At 68.3% G+C, this 16,793-nt stretch carries 16 protein-coding genes; 6 read left to right on the top strand and 10 right to left on the bottom strand.

Annotated features, from left to right (window positions below):
- The first annotated feature begins 49 nt into the window (after positions 1-49).
- Entirely contained in the window at positions 50-508 is a 459-nt protein-coding gene (locus NVV90_RS04845; RefSeq protein ID WP_258440060.1) for a very short patch repair endonuclease, read from the top strand.
- Between the two features lie 3 nt (positions 509-511).
- On the opposite strand, the gene NVV90_RS04840 is transcribed toward NVV90_RS04845, so the two are convergent.
- The 8 genes from NVV90_RS04840 to NVV90_RS04805 form a co-directional block, all read right to left on the bottom strand.
- On the bottom strand, positions 512-739 hold the full coding sequence (locus tag NVV90_RS04840; RefSeq protein ID WP_258440059.1) for a PLDc N-terminal domain-containing protein: 228 nt from the start codon (positions 737-739) through the stop codon (positions 512-514).
- A 72-nt stretch (positions 740-811) separates the two neighbouring features.
- Positions 812-2,017: an McrC family protein gene (locus tag NVV90_RS04835; RefSeq protein ID WP_258440058.1), complete on the bottom strand. Its 1,206-nt coding sequence runs from the start codon at positions 2,015-2,017 to the stop codon at positions 812-814.
- Positions 2,018-2,069: 52 nt separating this feature from the next.
- Complete coding sequence (locus NVV90_RS04830; protein WP_258440057.1) at positions 2,070-4,301, bottom strand: McrB family protein; 2,232 nt, start codon at positions 4,299-4,301, stop codon at positions 2,070-2,072.
- Between the two features lie 56 nt (positions 4,302-4,357).
- The gene (locus tag NVV90_RS04825) at positions 4,358-6,319 is read right to left on the bottom strand and encodes a DUF5107 domain-containing protein (RefSeq protein WP_258440056.1); all 1,962 of its coding nucleotides are present in this window, start codon (positions 6,317-6,319) and stop codon (positions 4,358-4,360) included.
- Complete coding sequence (locus NVV90_RS04820) at positions 6,312-9,506, bottom strand: glycoside hydrolase domain-containing protein (RefSeq protein ID WP_258440055.1); 3,195 nt, start codon at positions 9,504-9,506, stop codon at positions 6,312-6,314. Before NVV90_RS04820 ends, NVV90_RS04825 begins: the two co-directional genes overlap by 8 nt.
- A gap of 134 nt (positions 9,507-9,640) precedes the next feature.
- Complete coding sequence (locus NVV90_RS04815) at positions 9,641-10,123, bottom strand: GNAT family N-acetyltransferase (RefSeq protein WP_258440054.1); 483 nt, start codon at positions 10,121-10,123, stop codon at positions 9,641-9,643.
- A 23-nt stretch (positions 10,124-10,146) separates the two neighbouring features.
- A complete protein-coding gene (locus NVV90_RS04810) occupies positions 10,147-10,497 on the bottom strand; it encodes a helix-turn-helix transcriptional regulator (RefSeq protein ID WP_258440053.1) in 351 nt (116 codons plus the stop codon).
- 93 nt (positions 10,498-10,590) lie between these two features.
- Positions 10,591-11,325 carry an MIP/aquaporin family protein gene (locus NVV90_RS04805; RefSeq protein ID WP_258440052.1) on the bottom strand — a complete coding sequence of 245 codons (735 nt, stop codon included), beginning with the start codon at positions 11,323-11,325 and terminating at the stop codon, positions 10,591-10,593.
- 46 nt (positions 11,326-11,371) lie between these two features.
- Between NVV90_RS04805 and NVV90_RS04800 the strand changes: the two genes are divergently transcribed.
- The 5 genes from NVV90_RS04800 to NVV90_RS04780 all read left to right on the top strand — a co-directional run bounded on the left by NVV90_RS04800 (position 11,372) and on the right by NVV90_RS04780 (position 15,559).
- Positions 11,372-12,046 carry a metalloregulator ArsR/SmtB family transcription factor gene (locus NVV90_RS04800; protein WP_258440051.1) on the top strand — a complete coding sequence of 225 codons (675 nt, stop codon included), beginning with the start codon at positions 11,372-11,374 and terminating at the stop codon, positions 12,044-12,046.
- Positions 12,047-12,213: 167 nt separating this feature from the next.
- Entirely contained in the window at positions 12,214-12,636 is a 423-nt protein-coding gene (locus NVV90_RS04795) for an arsenate reductase ArsC (protein WP_258440050.1), read from the top strand.
- A gap of 36 nt (positions 12,637-12,672) precedes the next feature.
- Positions 12,673-13,662, top strand: a complete 990-nt coding sequence (gene trxB / locus NVV90_RS04790) for a thioredoxin-disulfide reductase (protein WP_258440049.1) — start codon at positions 12,673-12,675, stop codon at positions 13,660-13,662.
- Positions 13,663-13,672: 10 nt separating this feature from the next.
- Positions 13,673-15,046: an NAD(P)-binding domain-containing protein gene (locus NVV90_RS04785; RefSeq protein WP_258440048.1), complete on the top strand. Its 1,374-nt coding sequence runs from the start codon at positions 13,673-13,675 to the stop codon at positions 15,044-15,046.
- A 75-nt stretch (positions 15,047-15,121) separates the two neighbouring features.
- Positions 15,122-15,559, top strand: coding sequence for a low molecular weight phosphatase family protein (locus tag NVV90_RS04780; RefSeq protein WP_258440046.1), 438 nt, complete (start codon positions 15,122-15,124; stop codon positions 15,557-15,559).
- Positions 15,560-15,577: 18 nt separating this feature from the next.
- On the opposite strand, the gene NVV90_RS04775 is transcribed toward NVV90_RS04780, so the two are convergent.
- Both NVV90_RS04775 and NVV90_RS04770 read right to left on the bottom strand, forming a co-directional pair.
- Positions 15,578-16,318 carry a copper homeostasis protein CutC gene (locus NVV90_RS04775; protein ID WP_258440045.1) on the bottom strand — a complete coding sequence of 247 codons (741 nt, stop codon included), beginning with the start codon at positions 16,316-16,318 and terminating at the stop codon, positions 15,578-15,580.
- 34 nt (positions 16,319-16,352) lie between these two features.
- Entirely contained in the window at positions 16,353-16,772 is a 420-nt protein-coding gene (locus tag NVV90_RS04770; protein ID WP_258441073.1) for a thioesterase family protein, read from the bottom strand.
- Positions 16,773-16,793 lie beyond the last annotated feature (21 nt).

The following is a 16,793-nucleotide window of genomic DNA, read 5'->3' as shown; positions in this document are numbered from 1 at the left end:
AGACGCGCAGCCCCACATCCACCTGGATGCAGGGGCCTAGACTTGAGGCATGGGCGAGAGCCGGGACACGCTGACGCCCGAACAGCGCAGCCTGAACATGTCCAAGATCCGGGGCAAGGACACCAAGCCCGAGTTGTTGGTCCGCCGGCTGCTGCACGCCAAGGGGTACCGCTACCGGCTCCACGGCCAGGCCCGGGGCGGGACACTGCCCGGCCACCCGGACCTGGTTTTCGCCGGCCGGCACAAGGTGATCTTCGTGAACGGCTGCTTCTGGCACTTCCACGACTGCAAGGCGGGCCAGCATGCCCCGGCGGCCAACGCCGGGTTCTGGGAGGCCAAACGGACTCGCACGCGCGACCGGGACGCGGCCCAGCACGCCCAGCTCGAACAGGCTGGCTGGGAGGTCCTGACCGTGTGGGAGTGCGGGCTCCGGGACCGCTCGGCCTTGGAGGAACAGCTGACGGAATTCCTCGGGCGTGCGCCGGAGCGCGCCCCGCGTACCGGCTAGGCGCTACACAACGTCCCTGCGCCGGCCGAAGATGAAGTAGCTCAGCGGCCCCAGCAAATTGATGAAGCACACGGCCCGCCACACTGCCTTCCTGCCACGGATCTGGGCGTCCGGGGTCTTGGCGATGCTGCGCTGCGCGGCCACCAGCAACGCCAGGTTCACCACTCCGCTGGCCAGGACGGAGATGCGTTGTCCGCGGCTCATGTCGCGCCACGATTTTTTGCGGCCCATGGTGCCTCCATCTGCAATAGCGTGCATCTTCAGGCTAGACCTCCACCGCAGCCGTGGCTATGGAAAGAGCGGCTATGAACGGGCCGGCTGCTCCCGCGCCTGGCGCACCACGTCGCCCCAGGACTGCTCGGCGAGGTCCGCCACGGCGGCCAGGATCTCCGACGGCGGCCGGGACAGGTCCAGCGGGTATTCGACGATGTCGATGTCCGTGTTCAGGATGCGCCGCAGCTTCATCTCGCCGGATCCTGCGTAGACCAGCCAGGCCGTGGGAACCTGCAGGGCCGTGCAGTAGGCCAGCAGTTGGTAGTGGTCCGCGTTGAGCGAGGCCCCGGCGTCCGTGGCCGCCTGGTACTTGGAGTCGTACACCACCACGGGCCGGCCGCCCAGGAAATGCACGGCGTCCGGGCGCACGGTGAGGCGGTCGGAATCGCGCACAGCCTCGTTGAGGAGTGCCCCGTACTGCAGCCGGGTCTCCCCCGGGTGGGCGGCCATGGCCTCGCGCAGGGCGGTGCCCACGAACTGTTCAAAGACCTCCGCCATGTCCACCACGAATGCCGCCGTCTGCTGCTTGCCCTCGCCGGCCTCGGCCGAGGAATTCCGCAGGATCACCTCGGCCAGCCGCAGCACCGCGTGGTAGCGCAGGTTCATCCGGCTGGCCCGCCACGGCGGCAGGGGCGCGCCGGACTGGAGTCGGGTGACGGCGTCGAGCTTTCCCTTGAGCTGCCGCAGGCGGCTCAGAACGTCGGCCCGGACGCGCGGGACGTGGCCCATGCGTTCGAGTGCTGCCCGGAGGATCCGGTTTTCCGCGATGTCCTCCGTGAATTCGTCGTACGAGACCTCCAGCGGCACCATCATGCCGGGGCGGCGGGAGATCTGATCGGAGATGCGGATGCGGCCCTTGACCGTGCGCAGGGATTCGTCCACGGTGAGGTAGCCCTGCAGGACGCCGCGGCTGAGGGCCCGCTCGGCCAGCTGGGCCAGGGATTCCGCCAGCGCACTCCACAGATCCGGGTGCTCCACGGCGGCCACCGAGTCGTCGCGGAAGCCCTGCTCTCCGGCGTAGCTGAGCAGGAACAGCAGCCGGCTCAGGCCAAGGCGGTCCTTCGGCCGGACCTCCAGCTGCACCGTGGGCGTCCGCACGGAGCCCACCTTGCCGACGGGTTCGATCCGGTACAGGCCCATGCCCATGGGCGAGGCTTTCGCCAGCCCGCTCGCGTTCACGAAAGCGGCGGACTCGGGATCGAGCTTGTCCACCACGCCGCGGGACAGCTCGTCCATGACGATGTGCCGGCCAACTGTGGGCTGGCGGCCCGGCCGGGGCGGAACGGCTTTAGCGGACCGCAAGGCGTCCCAGCAGCTGGTCCAGGCCGAAGCGTTCCTCCAACTGCGCCCGGTTCAGCTGCCCGTGGTAGTGCTCCTCCAGGAGCGGCATGAGCTCGTACTTCCAGATCCGGCGCAGCCCGGCCGGGTTCTGGGCGGCCTTCTTCATGAAGTAGGACGGCCCGATCATCAGGTCCCGGTCCCAGTCATCGATGGCGTCGTTCAGCGCATCGAGCAGCTCGGCGTTGAGGGAATCCAGGCCGCGGGCCTCGAGGAAGCGCCGCAGCGTGCCTCGGATCGGCTCCACCTTGGGGTGCAGTTCGATGAACGCGAAGCGGCGGCGGATGGCGGCGTCCATCATGGCGATGGAGCGGTCCGCCGTGTTCATGGTGCCGATGATGTAGAGGTTGTCCGGCAGGCTGAAGGGCTCGTTGGGGCTGTACTGCAGGTAGATGCGGTCGTCCCGGTATTCGAGCAGGAAGTACAGCTCACCGAACACCTTGGCCAGGTTGGCGCGGTTCATCTCGTCGATGATGAGGAAGTACGGCTTGTGCGCGTTTTCCGGCTTGGCGGCTTCCTCGGCGAGGCGCCGCAGCGGCCCGGCGACGAGCTTGAAGGACACCTGGCCGTCGTCGGTCTTGTCCGGGCGGAAGCCTTCAAAGAAGTCCTCGTACGCGTACGAGGGGTGGAACTGCACCAGCTTCACGCGTTCGTCCGTGCTGTCGCCCGCGAGTTCGGCGGCGAGGTGCTTGGCGAGGTAGGTCTTGCCCGTGCCGGGCGGACCGTACAGGACCAGCTGGCGGTTCTCTTCGAGCAGTTCCGCGATTTCCTTGAGCGGTTCCAGCTCCATGTGCAGGGAGGCCGCGAATTCTTCCGTCAGCGGGCGGAAGCCTTCCGGGACGGGCTCGACGACGGCGGCCGGGGCGGCGTCTTCCTCGCCGTCCGCTTCGGCCTCGGCCGGGAGCAGCGGAAGGAGTGCCTGGATGACGCGGGTGACGTCCACCAGGATGCCGGGCGTGGACAGCTGCCGCTGCACGTGGCGCGGGAGCTCGGCGATGGCATAGCTCTCCTCGAACCAGCGCACCTTGCGGCGGATGCGGCGGTTGTCCTCATTGTGCTCGGGTTCGCCCAGCACCACGCCCACACGGACGGTGCCCGAGTGCTGGAACAGGGTCAGGTCGCCGGGCTTCATGACGGTGAGGAAGGCGAAAACGGCGGTCTTGGTGTCTTCGCGCTCAACATAGCCGAGGTGCTTGTAGTCCTCGTCCACGGCGTGCTGGACCACCCCGGCGGTGACGCCGGCGGCCAGCGAGCGGAGGTGTTCGACGTCGAGCGTTGCCTTTTCCTCGCCCTGCCAGGCGGCCAGGAGCTCGGCATTGTCGTGGTGGGTGCGCAGCAGCCAGGAGCGTCGCCCGGGGTCGCCCACTTTGCGCCACTGGCTGACCAGCTGGCGGGCGTACCAGTCGATGCGCTGCCCGGCCTGTTCGTCCAGGTGCAGGCGGATGCGGTGGATGTCCGCCGTGATGTCCTCGTCGGTTTCGCCGTTGGCCCCGCCCACCAGGGAGGCGAAGGCGTCCCGGATTTCCTGGCGTTCAACGTCGGCCACCACGGGTTCGAAGTAGCTGGGCCAGGCCAGGTATTCGATGCTGCGGCGGATGGCCGGCTGGTCATCCGGGGTTCCGGCGGCAAGGTCGTGGAACTTCAGCGGATCCCTGAGGGCCTTGTTGATGGCCGCCGTGCTCTGCCCGTCCACGTGCGCCACGAAGCGGCAGAGCCACTTCAGGTGGTCCCAGATGGTCCAGTTGAATTCCGCGGTGCGGTCCCGGATGACGCCGTGGTCCGTCATGCCCTCGTAGAGTTCGCCGGGCAGTTCAAGTTCCGGCTCCAGCCAGGACGCTGCCTCGGCCACCCGGGCGCGCTTGACCTTGAGCGACTTGACCTCGTGCGCCAACGGCAGCGACTGCAGGAAGAGCAGCTCGACCGCCAGCAGCTTGGCCTCGCGCGAGGCGCCCTCAAGGTTCTGCCGCAGCTTGGTCATCATGGGCGCCTTGGTGTCCTCCACCTCGCGGTCCAGGCGTTCCAGCAGCTCAGCGGCCGAATCAGCCGTCCAGGTGAGGGTGGCTCCGTCAAGGGCCGAGGGCTTGCCCTGCAGCGCCGGGCCCAGCACAAACCACGCCGCATCTTCGATCTCTTTGGAGATGCCGATGGCGCGGTCAGGGGCGGGCTTAGCTGCGGGAGTCACCCTGCCAACTTACATGGTTTGCAGGGCCTCGGCACCCCCGCGGATCGCGGCCCCCGCTAGTGCATTCCGAACTGGTACCGGGCCGGCACCGGCTCGTCCGGGCACACCTCCTGCCACAGCGCCGAGAGGGCGTCCTCGCCTTCGAGCAGGTCCGGGATTTCCACGCCGTCGCGCAGGATCCGGGCCGCTTCCGGAACACGTCCGCTCCTGGCGAGCGCCAGTGCCGTCAGGAAACGGAAACGCCCGACGGCGGCACTCCCCTCGGGTGCCCGGCCTGCCAGTTCCAGCGCCTGGGCCGGGTTCCCGTGCCGGATGCTGAGCGTCATGGCCTCGGTGAGCAGGGGGATGCTGGCGGGCTCGAGCCGGCAGGCGGCGGCCAATTCGGGGAGGCCCTCAGCGTCCTCGTTCGTGGCGAAGAGTGCCAGGGCGAGGCCCCGGCGGGCCAGCGCCTGCGTGGCCGGTCTTACCGCCGTGTCCTGCAGGATTTCACGGTAGCCGGCGATGGCCTCCGCGAGGTCCTGGCGTGCATGCTTCATGGTGCCCAAGTGGAACCGCGCCTCCGGGTTGGTGCCGGCGGCGGAGAGGAGTTCCTCCCAGTCGGCGCCCGCGACGAAGCTTGCTGCTCCGCCGAAGTCCTGCCCCGCGAGCAGCTCCAGCCACGGCCGCTGCTCCGCGCCCACGCTGTCCTCGGCGAAGGGCGTGCCGCTTTCGTCCACCCACGCGCTGCCGTTGCGCCGGCGTCGGGCCTTCTCCACGGCACCCCAGCCGCTGCCCAGGCCGAGCATCGTCGACGGCGGCGCGTCCGCATTGCGGACGGCGGCCGGCAGCAGGGCCTCCAGCCGCTCGTTCGGCAGCAGCTCCTCGAGGCGGGCGCCGGCGTGGGCCACCGCGGCGTCCCAGTCCGTGCCGTGGGAGGTCTCCGGATCCAGCCGGCCGTTGCCGTAGGCCTCCACCCAGCTCCAGTGTTCCCCGGCAGGCAGGGCGAGGTGCTCGAACTGGGTCCGTGCCAGCCCGGCCTGGATCTCGGCGTAGGGCCCGGCGCCGGGGCTGAGCCATTCCTGCCAGCGCTGCCCGCCCTGGCCCTGTCCCCACACGAACAGCTTCTTGCCCCGCAGCCGGCTGGTGGACAGCATCGCCAGCCCGTCGCCGTCGTCGTCGGCCGCCACTACCCAGCGCTGCTCCGCCGGGTCGATGTCGAAGAAGAAGTCCGCGGCATGCGGGCTGCGGACCGGCCAGGTGCCGTCGATCCCTTCGTAATCCGTGGGCCGGACACGCGTGATGTCCGTGGCGTAGTCGCTGCCGAAGGCCTCGTCCGCGGGGGCGATGACGCGGGTGCGCGGTGTTTCCGGGATGGCGGCGTTGCTCCACCAGTACATGGGGACGTCGTGGCTGTTCGGGTTGCGGATACGCATGGCCGCATACAGCACGTCCGAGTCCGCGGGCAGCCACATGTCCACCTGGAACACCACCTCGCGGAGCCGTTCAAACTCCCACATCCGCAGGATTTCCTGGCCGTCGGAGGTGCGGACGATGGCGGCGTGGAGCGGATCGCAGGTGCTGGGCGAGTGCCCCCGCGTGCCGATGTTCCATTCGAGGCCGCCCGCGAACCAGGCCTTGCGCAGCGCGATGTTGGCCAGCTGCGGGGCGCCGTGGGTGTGCAGGAGCTGCTTGCCTGTGGCCTTGTCGAACAGTTCCCAGAGCCTGCCGCCGAGGCCGGGCAGGATGACGGCGCGCAGCTTGCTGTTTTCGAGCACGACGGCGGCCACCTCCCGGGGCGCCGCCTCCCGCGTGTAGCCGTCCTGCATGCGGTACGGGAACATGTTGGGCACCTGGCCGTAGCGGGCCGCAGCCTGCAATTCCTCGGGGACGCCGTCGCCAATGGTGTAGGGCTGGTTGAGTTCGGCCGCCACCACCGGGAGCGGGTTCTCTGGGCCGAGCTCCGCCATGCTCAGGCTGATGGTGGTGACGGTGAGGGTGGATTCAGACGGCGTTGATTCAGGCGGGCGTGTTTCAGGCATGGTGGTTTCCGATCATCAGCAGGAGTCCGCGCTTCGGGTCGATGGTGATGGGCTGGCCAGGCGCGTAGCTGGCGGCCGTCTGGAAGCCGTCGATCCCGGGCGCGGTGACCGGAGCGGCGGAAAATGCGTGGGCGTCGGCGAGCCCCGTTACAGGGGCGGGCGCTGCGGAAGGTGCCGCGTTCGCGGAAACGGCCGGGCCGCCGTCGAACATCAACGTCACGTCCACAGTCTCCTCGGCCCAGGAGGCCACCGCCACCACGAGTCCGGAGTTCGTCAGCCACGTGGTGGCCAGGACCTGCGGGTGGCTGGTACGGACCGGGGCGTCGGCGGCCCAGTCCCCGATCATCTCGGCCTGCTCCAGCCCGGCGTCGGCCCAGAACTGCCACAGGGGACGGTTGTCCACTGCAGGGGCCCGGCCGGTCATGCCGAACACCATGCCGCGCCAGGGGTTGCCGCCGCCCTCGAGCATCTCGCCCATCAGCCCGAACGGGATGCCCGAGAGCTCCACGAGCCAGTATTCGGGCGGCGTGTTGTCGTAGTCGAAGTACTCGCCGAACCACAGCCGGTCCACGTACGGCAGCTGTTCCATGTAGAGGTTGGCCGAGGACGCGAAGCCATCGTGGGCCGTGAACTGGTTCGCCGAGTGGAGATCGATTTCCGGGGCGCCCGAGTGGCAGTTCCGTTCCAGGACCTTGCGGACGCGGAGCATGGCGTGGCGGTCGTAGGCGATGTCGTCCAGGTAGATGCCGTCGATGCCGGTGTTGTCCCCGCCGGCCCCGGTCCCATGCGGTCCCGTGCCATGCGCCAGCTCCTGCAGGCTCCTGACGTAGAAGTTCTCCCAGCGCGACTCCCCCGTGGTCACCACGGCGATGTCCTCCACATTGGGGGCGAACCAGGCCGAGACGTAGCCGCTTCCCGCGTGTTCCCGCAGCCAGATGTGGCCCAGGCCGGGACCGTCGCTGAAGATTTCGTGGCCCAGGGACAGCAGGGGCAGCAGCTCGGGGCTGTGGAAGGTCAGTTCGCGGACGGTGTTGTAGATCTTGGCGGTGAGTCCGTGCCGGTGCGCCTCGGCCGTATACTCGGCGAGTGATTCCGTGGTCAGCAGGGGATCGTTGATGTAGGGGGCCGGGGCGGTGGCGTGGTGGACGTTGACCACGGTGGCGCCGGCTGCGGCGATCTGCTCCGGCGCAGCCGGGGCGTGGAAGTAGCGCTTGGCCAGGTGCTTGCCGGGCTCGATGGGTTTGAAGGGGGTCAGCAGCAGGCGGAAGTCGAAGTCCAGGCTCTCCCCCGCGGCCAGTGTGCGGGCGCCGCTGAAGGCGCGGAGGCTGACGGTGTTTGACTCAGTGCGGAGGGAAACGCCGCCGCGGACACCACCGTCCTGGCGGTTGGCCCACGACGCCGGCTCCTGCAGGGGCTTTTCCCGGTAGAAGTTGGTGTTCAGCGGCCGTTCGTAAGTGGCGTCGCGCAGGGCGAGCTGCACGCCGGCGTTGACCCCGCCCAGCCACAGCGCGTCCTGGTTGCGCGTGGCGACGTCCCAGCGCCAGTCGAGGGTGCCGGGCCTGCGGCCGCCGGGAACGCCCAAGCCCATGGCCAGCGGAACCGCGGCCTCGTGAAAATCGAGCGCCAGCCCGGCGTCGTACAGCGCAACTGCCGTCCCGCCCGCGGTGAGCTTGAGCGCGAAGGTACAGGCGCCGTCGGCCTCCAGCCCACCCCGGAGCTCCAGCGACAGCCCACTGCCGCCGGCCGTCCCGGTGGCCGTCCAGCGGCACGTCCACGACACCTGGGCCGGGCCATCGATGCTGAATTCCAGCGGCGAGTAACTCCAGCCTGGCTCCGCACCGGCGTCGAGCTCCAGTTCCATGGGGGCGGCCAGCAGCTCGACGGCGGGGCCGTCCGTTCCGGTGACGGCTGACGTGAACGTGGAGCTCAGCTGGGCGGGAAGGCCCGACGGCGCCAGCCGCACCGTCCGGCCGAGGATGCCCAGGGTGCGTTCCTGCGCGTCGAAGGTTACCGCCGTGAAGGGGGCGACGAGTTCGCGGTCCTGGGCCACGGCCGAGTCCAGCCAGGCGAGGCGACGCAGGCAGCGGGGGTCGCCGAATCCGCCGGACACGATCTCCGGGTCGGCGTCCTCAAGCGGAAGGACGTCCAGGGTGACGTCCACCGTGCAGGGATCATGGCCGGCCGCGGTGACGGTGATGCTGGCATGGGCGGTGGTCCCGGCCGCTTCCACGGGGATGGGCAGGACGGTGAACAAGGCCTGGACCGAGCCATTGGCGACGCCGAGCGTGCGGCGCAGCGGGCGCCCCAGCCGGTCCGTGCCGTGGGTGTTGATGCAGTGGCCTGATTCGGCGCCGCTGCGCTCCTCCCCGCCGCTCACATCCACCGTGACGCCGTCGAGATCCTGCAGCGCGTAGAGACCCAGCTGCACCACGTAGTCCTCGCCGGGCTGGGCGGTGGCCCGGAACTCATCGCGTGGACCGTTGATGGCCCAGTGCGCCGGCACGGCGTCCCGCATGGAAACGGGATTCAGCCGGTCCTCCGGGAACAGCAGGAACGCCTCACCGGAGTGGTTTGCGTGCAGCCGATCGAGTTCGTCGCTGCTGGCCGTGAAGTTCATGGGGGCGAAGGAGTCCCGCTGACTGGCGGCCTCGTAGCGAAGGACCGTCGCCCGCGGCAGTTCCGGCCGGGCCGGCCCCCAGACGGAATGCTCGACGGCGGCCGTCCACGCAGCTTCGGCGCTGTGCCGCCGCGGCAGGTACTGCGCCTGCGGGTAGTGGGCCTTGCCGAGCATGGCGTAGGGCAGGTAGTAGACGTAGTAGAGCCCCGGCCCGTCCACGGCTTCGAACAAAACGTCGCCCGATTTCCGGTCGGCGCGCTCCACCAGCACGTTGCGCACACGCGCGCTGGTTCGCGCCGAGACCACGATCAGCTCCACGCCGGCGGGATCGGCGTCCTGCCGGCGCCATGGGAGCAGTACGCGGTGGGCCGGAGCGGCTCCTGGCGCGGTGTCCTCCACCGCGGTGTCCTCCGCCGCGGGCACCTCCACCACAGGCACCTCCACCACAAAGCGGTGGTTCCCGTAGAGCAACTTGTCCCAGCTGCCCACTCCGCACTCCACCTCCGGGTGCCCTTGACTGATGGTGGCATGGACAATTCCGGCTGCTTGGGCCGGCGGGTTCAGCGGCATCGCTGGGGCTCCTGAAGGTAGCTCGTGAGGGCGTGTTCACCGATGTGGTGAATCCTTCAATCATCGAGGTCCAAGAGGCCCGCGTAAAGGGCTATTGCGAAGCGTGATGGGAGAGATTGCGGGGAGGCGCCAGCTCAGGGCTCCATGCGGCGTTCGATGAGGATGGTGTCCCGCCACTGTCCGGCGAAGGGGCCGCGTGGCATGCGCGCGATGCGGCTCCTTCGCCCGACGACCGTGAACCCCGCAGCTTCGTGAAGGCCAAGGCTGGGTCCGTTTTCAGGGAACACGCTTGCTTGGATTGTCCAGATTCCAGCCTTCTCCGTGGAGCTGACGAGTGCCTGCAGCAGCGCCCTGCCGACTCCACGTCCATGGGCTTCGGAGGCGACATAGATGGAGTGCTCCACCACTCCGGAATAGGCGGGCCGAGAGGATACGGGCGATACGGCGGCCCAGCCGACTATGGTCCCATCGTCCGCTGTTGCGACGTGGCGGTGGGCGGGCAGCTTCGACCGGTCAAAGGACGCCCAGTCAGGGGCTGAGGATTCGAAGGTGGCGTGCCCGGCATCGATGCCCTCCTGATAGATCCGCCGGACGGCCGGCCAATCAGAGGGCTCCATGCTCCTCAGGAGCACCGTAAGCGTCACAGCTTCGCCAGGATGCCGGCAACCTCATCCAGGGCGCCGGGCACAAGGGAGTAGTACGCCCAGGTGCCGCGCTTTTCGCGGTGCAGGAGACCGGCGTCCACCAGGATCTTCAGGTGGTGGGAGACAGTGGGCTGGCCAAGGTCCAGGGGTTCAGTGAGGTCGCAGACGCAGCACTCACCCGAGGATTCGGCCTTGACGATGGACAGCAGCCGCAGCCGGTTGGGGTCTGCCAGGGCCTTGAAGACCAAGGCCTTCTGCTTTGCCTCTTCAGCGCCCAAGGCCGGCTCCGCCACCGGATCGCAGCACGCTTGATCCATGACCGGCTCGAGGATGGGCAGTGCATTCATGCACCCATTATGCCTGAACATTGACCATCATCAATATATAGACCCGCATGCCCCTTCAGCCGAGGCTGGGCAGCTCATGCCCGACACTCAGGATCATGCCTTCTCCAAGGGGTGCGGGACCACCACATCGTCAGCCGTCCGCGATACCGCCGGGAACAACAGCACAAGAAGGCCAACGCCCACTGCCGCGCCGATCAGCTGCGCCAGAACGAAACCGGGAACGGATGCCGGCCCGATGCCCGCGAAGGTGTCGCTGAAAATGCGGCCAACCGTCACGGCGGGGTTGGCGAAGGAGGTGGAGGATGTAAACCAGTACGCTGCCCCGATATAGGCTCCCACCGCCGGAGCAGCGAGGACACCCCGGTTGGTGGCGGCCAGGGCGAAAATCAGAAGGATGAGCCCCGCGGTGGCGACGACCTCGGCGAGCAGGTGCCCGGCGGTGTCGCGGTCCTTGACCGAAATGGAGGTACCCATGTCAAACATCGCGTTCGCAAGAACACTGCCGCCAATCGCGCCCGCGGTCTGCGCCACCACATAGGTGCCAAGTTCCGGCAGAGTCAGCCCGGTGCCGCTGCTCCTGCCCAGGATCCAGTCAACGATCGAGACCGCCGGGTTGAAGTGCGCGCCACTGACGGGACCGAACACCAAGATCAGCACCGTCAAGCCCAGCACCGTGGCGGTGCTGTTCTGCAACAGCTGCAGGCCGACGTCGTTCGGGGAAAGCTGCTGCGCGGCGATCCCGGAGCCGACCACGATGGAAACAAGCAGGCAGGTGCCGAGCAGTTCGGCCACGGCGCGGCGCCACAACGGCGGCTGGTGTGAAGTCATGGGAACCAGCTTGACCGAGGAAAGTAACTCAGTCAAAATTGAATCAATGAATATTGAGTCAGTTGATGCCGTTCGGGCGCGGGCCGCCAAGCATGGCGCCCTCGCCGATCCTGCGCGGCTGCGCATCGTGGACCTGCTGACCCTGGGCGAGCTGTCCCCCACGGAGCTGCAGGCCAGGCTGGGGATGCCTTCCAATCTGCTGTCCCACCATCTGCGCGCACTTGAGGACGCCGGGCTGGCCACGCGCCACCGCTCGGAAGCCGACAGGCGCCGCAGCTACGTCCGCCTCGCCGACGGAGCACTGGAGGGGCTGACGCCGGGAGCAGGGCACGGAGTGCGCCGCATCCTGTTCGTCTGCACGCGCAACAGCGCCCGGTCCCAGCTCGCGACAGCTCTCTGGCGGCAGGCCAGCCCCATCCCCTCGGCCTCAGCCGGGACGCACCCCGCGGACCGCATCGCCCAGGGGGCCGTGGATGTCGCCCGCCGTCACGGCATCGACCTGGCCGGCCTGAGCCCGCGCCAGCTGGATGACGTGATGACAGACGGGGATTTCATTGTCACCGTGTGCGACAACGCCCACGAGGAACTGCCCGGCCTGCACGGCATCCACTGGTCCGTCCCGGACCCCCTCCGGCTGGACACCGCGGAAGCCTTCGAGGTCGCCTTCACCGACATCGCCCACCGCATCACCGACCTCGCACCACGCCTGCACGCCGCCTAGGCCAGCAGTCCAGCCCCGACCCATCGCGCCTGAAAGTAAATATTGACAATCATCAATCTATCGTCCGATACTCGGTGCATCGATAACCATCAATATATATCGACGCAGCAGTGGTGCGGTACAACGACGTCAACCAGACCCATCCAGCCGATCCCAGGAGAAACCCGATGACCGCAGAAGCCAGCAAGAAGCCCTCCGTCCTCTTCGTCTGCGTCCACAACGCCGGCCGTTCCCAGATGGCCGCCGCCTTCCTGACCACCCTGTCGGACGGGGCCATCGAAGTCCGCTCCGCCGGCTCGCAGCCCGCGGACAAAGTCAACCCGGCCGCCGTCGAGGCCATGGCGGAACTGGGCATCGACATGTCCGCCGAGATCCCCAAGGTCCTGACCACCGAGGCCGTCAAGGAATCCGACGTCGTCATCACCATGGGCTGCGGCGACGAGTGCCCTTACTTCCCCGGCAAGCGCTACGAAGACTGGGTGCTGGAAGACCCGGCCGGCCAGGGCGTGAACGCCGTCCGCCCCATCCGCGACGAGATCAAGACCCGCATTGAGGGCCTGATTGATTCCTTGATCCCGGCCGCCAAGTAGACCGCTTCGCATTTTCGAGCACCAGGAGAGAACCTCGTGAGCACCGACGTCCACACCGAACAGCTGATCATCATCGGATCCGGCCCCGCCGGCTACACGGCGGCGATCTACGCCGCCCGCGCGGGCCTGAACCCGCTGGTCCTGGCCGGTTCGGTCACGGCCGGCGGCGCCCTGATGAACACCACCGAGGTGGAAAACTTCCCGGGCTTCCCGGCCGGCATCCAGGGCCCGGAGCTCATGGACGGCTTGCAGGAGCAGGCCGAGAGGTTCGGCGCCCGTATAGTGTTCGACGACGTCACTGAAGTGGATCTGAAAGGTCACCTCAAGCGTGTGGTCACCGGCGCCGGCGAGACCCACGAGGCCCCGGCTGTCATCCTCGCCACCGGCTCCGCCTACAAGGAGCTCGGGCTGCCCGAGGAAAAGAAGCTCAGCGGACACGGCCTGTCCTGGTGCGCCACCTGCGACGGCTTCTTCTTCCGCGAACAGGACATCATCGTGGTGGGCGGCGGCGACTCCGCCATGGAGGAGGCCATCTTCCTGACGCGCTTCGGGAAGTCCGTGACCGTCGTCGTGCGCAAGGACGAACTCCGGGCCTCCCGGATTATGGCCCAGCGTGCCAAGGACAACCCCAAGATCAGCTTCGCCTGGAACTCGGCCATCACGGCCATCCACGGCGACGCCAAGGTCACCGGCGTGACGCTCACGGACACCCGCACCGGCGAAAGCCGCCAACAGGCCGCCACCGGCATCTTCGTGGCCATCGGTCACCTGCCGCGCACCGAACTCGTGGCCGGCCAGGTGGAACTGGACGCCGAGGGGTACATCAAGGTCGACTCGCCCACCACGGTCACCAACCTCACCGGGGTCTTCGCCTGCGGCGACGCCGTGGACCACCGCTACCGCCAGGCCATCACCGCCGCCGGCACCGGCTGCGCCGCGGCCCTGGACGCCGAACGCTACCTGGCTGCCCTGGACGACGCGGACAGCATCGCCACGGCGCTGGTGGAAGAGCCCACCCACTTCTAGGGAGCACACCATGGAATCGTTGAACCTTCCCGTCGCCGTGATCGGCGCCGGGCCGGTGGGCCTGGCCGCCGCGGCGCACCTGCTGGAGCGCGGGCTGCAACCGCTGATCTTTGAAGCAGGCCCGACGGCGGGCGCCGCCATCGAGCAATGGCGCCACATCCGGCTGTTCTCGCCGTGGCGGTTCAACCTCGACGCCGCGGCCGTCCGCCTGCTCGACGCCACCGGCTGGGAAGCCCCGCGCCTCACGGCACTGCCGTATGGCGGGGAACTCGTCGACAATTACCTGGCGCCCCTGGCCGCGACGCCGGAGATCGCCTCCCGGCTCCAGACCGGCGCCCGCGTCATCGCGGTCACCCGACGGGGCTTGGACAAGACCCATGTGCGTGACCGCGACACCACGCCCTTCATCGTCCGGGTTGAACACCATGGTGGAGAGGTCCGCGACCACACCGTGGCCGCCGTCATCGATGCTTCCGGCACCTGGTCCACCCGCAACCCGCTCGGTACCTCCGGACTGCCCGCCATCGGCGAGAACACCGCTGCAGAGCGGATTTCCTCGCCGCTGCCTGACGTTGTTGGGCGTGACCGCGCCGCTTTCGCCGGCCGCCGTGTTCTTGTTGTGGGAGCCGGACACTCGGCAGCAAATACCCTGATCAACCTGGCGGACCTTGCCAAGGAGGAGCCCGGAACCTCGATCGTGTGGGCAGTGCGCGGAGCCACCGCGGACAAGGTCTATGGCGGCGGGGACGCCGACGGCCTGCCCGCCCGCGGCCAGCTCGGAGCACGGCTGCGCCGCCTGGTGGGGGCCGGAACCATCGAACTGCACACCGGCTTCGGGATCTCTTCGCTCAAGACCTTGGACACGCATGTTGGCGTCGAATCCGCCGACGGACGCACCCTGGAGATCGACGTCGTTGTGCCCTGCACCGGATTCCGGCCAGATCTGGAGATGCTGCGCGAACTCCGCCTCAACCTCGACCCCGCCGTCGAGGCCCCGACGGAGCTGGGCCCGTTGATTGACCCGGAGTTCCATTCCTGCGGCACCGTTCCGCCGCATGGCGCCAGGCTGCTCGGCCACCCGGAGAAGGACTTCTACATCGTCGGCATGAAATCCTACGGACGCGCACCGACGTTCCTCCTGGCTACGGGCTACGAACAGGTCCGTTCCGTGGCCGCAGCCCTTGCCGGCGACCAGGCCGCGGCCGACACGGTGCAGCTGGAACTGCCGGAAACCGGAGTCTGCTCCACCGACGCCGGCAGCAGCTGCGACGCCCCCGCAGGCGCCGACGTTGTGTCGGAGAAAGCCGGCTGCTGTTCCGCGCCGGAACCTGTGCTCATCGGCTTCCCCACGGGGCTGGCCCACGGCCGCTCGGGCGAGAATTAGCCACCCCACCAAGCACAGCCCGCCACGACAGGACCAAGGTCCTGGTCTCCTCCCTCACGAAGGAAGCACACTCCCATGACACAGGAACACCCCGCAGTCCTCTTTGTCTGCAGCAAGAACGGCGGCAAGTCCCAGCTCGCCGCCGGCCTCATGCGTGGCCTCGCCGGGGGCGCCGTGACCGTGTACTCGGCCGGCACCAAGCCAGGCGCATCCCTGAACAGCGAGGCCGTGGACTCCCTGACGGAGCTGGGGATCGACATCACCGGGGAACATCCGAAGCCGGTCACCGATGACGTGCTGAACCTCGTGGACGCCGTAATCGTCCTCGGCAGCGAGGCAAAGCTTGATCCCCCGGCCGGGAAGCGTTTTGAGGTCTGGGCAACCGACGAGCCCTCCGAGCGCGGCATTGAAGGCATGGAGCGTATGCGCCTGCTTCGGGACGACATCAACGCACGGATCCAGCAGCTCCATGCGGACCTCACCGACAACAGGAACGGATCCTCCAATTCCTAGACGGAGCCCGGACGCTTTTTAGCGGCTGGCAGCCCGCGCGGCACGGACCGTCTCACGGTCGGTGACCATATACGCGGTCGGGTCAGCACCGTCCTGGCCTCCCAGCGCGATGGCGCCGGCGGTCAAGGTGGACACCATCTTCTTGGCCGACAGGTGGACGGCATCGACTCCTGCCTGGTGCATGGCGGGAATGTCCGCCAGCGCGAGTCCTCCTCCGGCCATGATCTCCAGGTCCCCGCCGGCGCGCTGCACCATCCGCGCCAGCGTTTCGACGCCGGCCCCGGCTGTGGCCGCGTGGCCGGAGGTGAGCACGCGGGTGAAGCCAAGTTCCAGCAGTTGTTCCAGCGCGGCCAGAGGATCGCTGCCTTGGTCGATCGCACGGTGGAAGGTCAGTTGCGCCTCAGGGTTGGCCTCCCGCGCGGCGTCGACCAGCAGCCCGGTGGCGTGGACGTCCACCTCGCCGCCGGCCGTGAGTGCTCCGAGGACCACACCGTGCGCTCCCTGGGCCAGCAGGCCGCGGATCTCCCGAGCCATGGTGTCCAGGTCCGAGGCGGAGTAGTGGAAATCGCCGGGTCGGCACCGGATGAGCGGATGGATCTCCAGGCGTCCGTCCACGTGCTCGACGGACGCTTCCATCAGCCCCTGGCTGGGCGTGACTCCGCCCAGCTCCAAGCTGCTGCACAGCTCAACACGGTCGGCGCCTTCCGAAGCGGCAACGCCGGCCCCCAGCGCACTGACAACGGCTATCTCCAGTTTCATGGGGCCACTCTACGGCCCGGGGTGGCTCCTGGAGCTATGGTGCCCGGTATTCTTCCAGCCGCTGCTTCTGTTCGGGGGTCAGCCGCAGCACCCGGCCCGTGGTTTCGTCCACGAAGGCCAGGTGCGTGGTTGCCTTCACGCAGTCCTCACGTGTCACCGGGTCCTTCATGACGTAGTGGAGGTCGAAGCTGGCCCCCTTCACGGCTCCCACCCAGATCTCCACCACGGCGGGAACGTTGCGGTATTCCAGGGTGCGCACGTAACGGACTTTGTGTTCCACAACCAATGCCATGGTGCCCTCCTCAACGTCGTTGAAGAGGGACACCGGAGGCTGGACACCCGGCAGTCCGGCGCCGCGGGGCGGGCCGAACGCCGCGATACGGGCTTCCTCCAACATCCGCATGATCTGCACGTTGTTGATGTGGCCGTAGGCGTCCATGTCGCCCCAGCGCATGGGCACCTGGACTTCGATGCG

It is taken from the genome of Arthrobacter sp. CJ23, assembly GCF_024741795.1.
Classification (GTDB): domain Bacteria; phylum Actinomycetota; class Actinomycetes; order Actinomycetales; family Micrococcaceae; genus Arthrobacter.
This window is presented reverse-complemented; position numbering and strand designations above follow the sequence as displayed.

Bases quoted from the DNA above. Each gene is read 5' to 3' on its own strand.
- NVV90_RS04800 (WP_258440051.1), top strand. From the start codon at position 11,372: ATGAATATTGAGTCAGTTGATGCCGTTCGGGCGCGGGCCGCCAAGCAT.
- NVV90_RS04835 (WP_258440058.1), bottom strand. From the start codon at position 2,017: ATGGACGAGCTGTCCCGCGGCGTGGTGGACAAGCTCGATCCCGAGTCC.
- NVV90_RS04775 (WP_258440045.1), bottom strand. From the start codon at position 16,318: ATGAAACTGGAGATAGCCGTTGTCAGTGCGCTGGGGGCCGGCGTTGCC.
- NVV90_RS04820 (WP_258440055.1), bottom strand. From the start codon at position 9,506: ATGCCGCTGAACCCGCCGGCCCAAGCAGCCGGAATTGTCCATGCCACC.
- NVV90_RS04825 (WP_258440056.1), bottom strand. From the start codon at position 6,319: ATGCCTGAAACACGCCCGCCTGAATCAACGCCGTCTGAATCCACCCTC.
- NVV90_RS04810 (WP_258440053.1), bottom strand. From the start codon at position 10,497: ATGAATGCACTGCCCATCCTCGAGCCGGTCATGGATCAAGCGTGCTGC.
- NVV90_RS04780 (WP_258440046.1), top strand. From the start codon at position 15,122: ATGACACAGGAACACCCCGCAGTCCTCTTTGTCTGCAGCAAGAACGGC.
- NVV90_RS04795 (WP_258440050.1), top strand. From the start codon at position 12,214: ATGACCGCAGAAGCCAGCAAGAAGCCCTCCGTCCTCTTCGTCTGCGTC.
- NVV90_RS04840 (WP_258440059.1), bottom strand. From the start codon at position 739: ATGGGCCGCAAAAAATCGTGGCGCGACATGAGCCGCGGACAACGCATC.
- NVV90_RS04805 (WP_258440052.1), bottom strand. From the start codon at position 11,325: ATGACTTCACACCAGCCGCCGTTGTGGCGCCGCGCCGTGGCCGAACTG.
- NVV90_RS04815 (WP_258440054.1), bottom strand. From the start codon at position 10,123: ATGGAGCCCTCTGATTGGCCGGCCGTCCGGCGGATCTATCAGGAGGGC.
- NVV90_RS04770 (WP_258441073.1), bottom strand. From the start codon at position 16,772: ATGCGCTGGGGCGACATGGACGCCTACGGCCACATCAACAACGTGCAG.
- NVV90_RS04845 (WP_258440060.1), top strand. From the start codon at position 50: ATGGGCGAGAGCCGGGACACGCTGACGCCCGAACAGCGCAGCCTGAAC.
- NVV90_RS04785 (WP_258440048.1), top strand. From the start codon at position 13,673: ATGGAATCGTTGAACCTTCCCGTCGCCGTGATCGGCGCCGGGCCGGTG.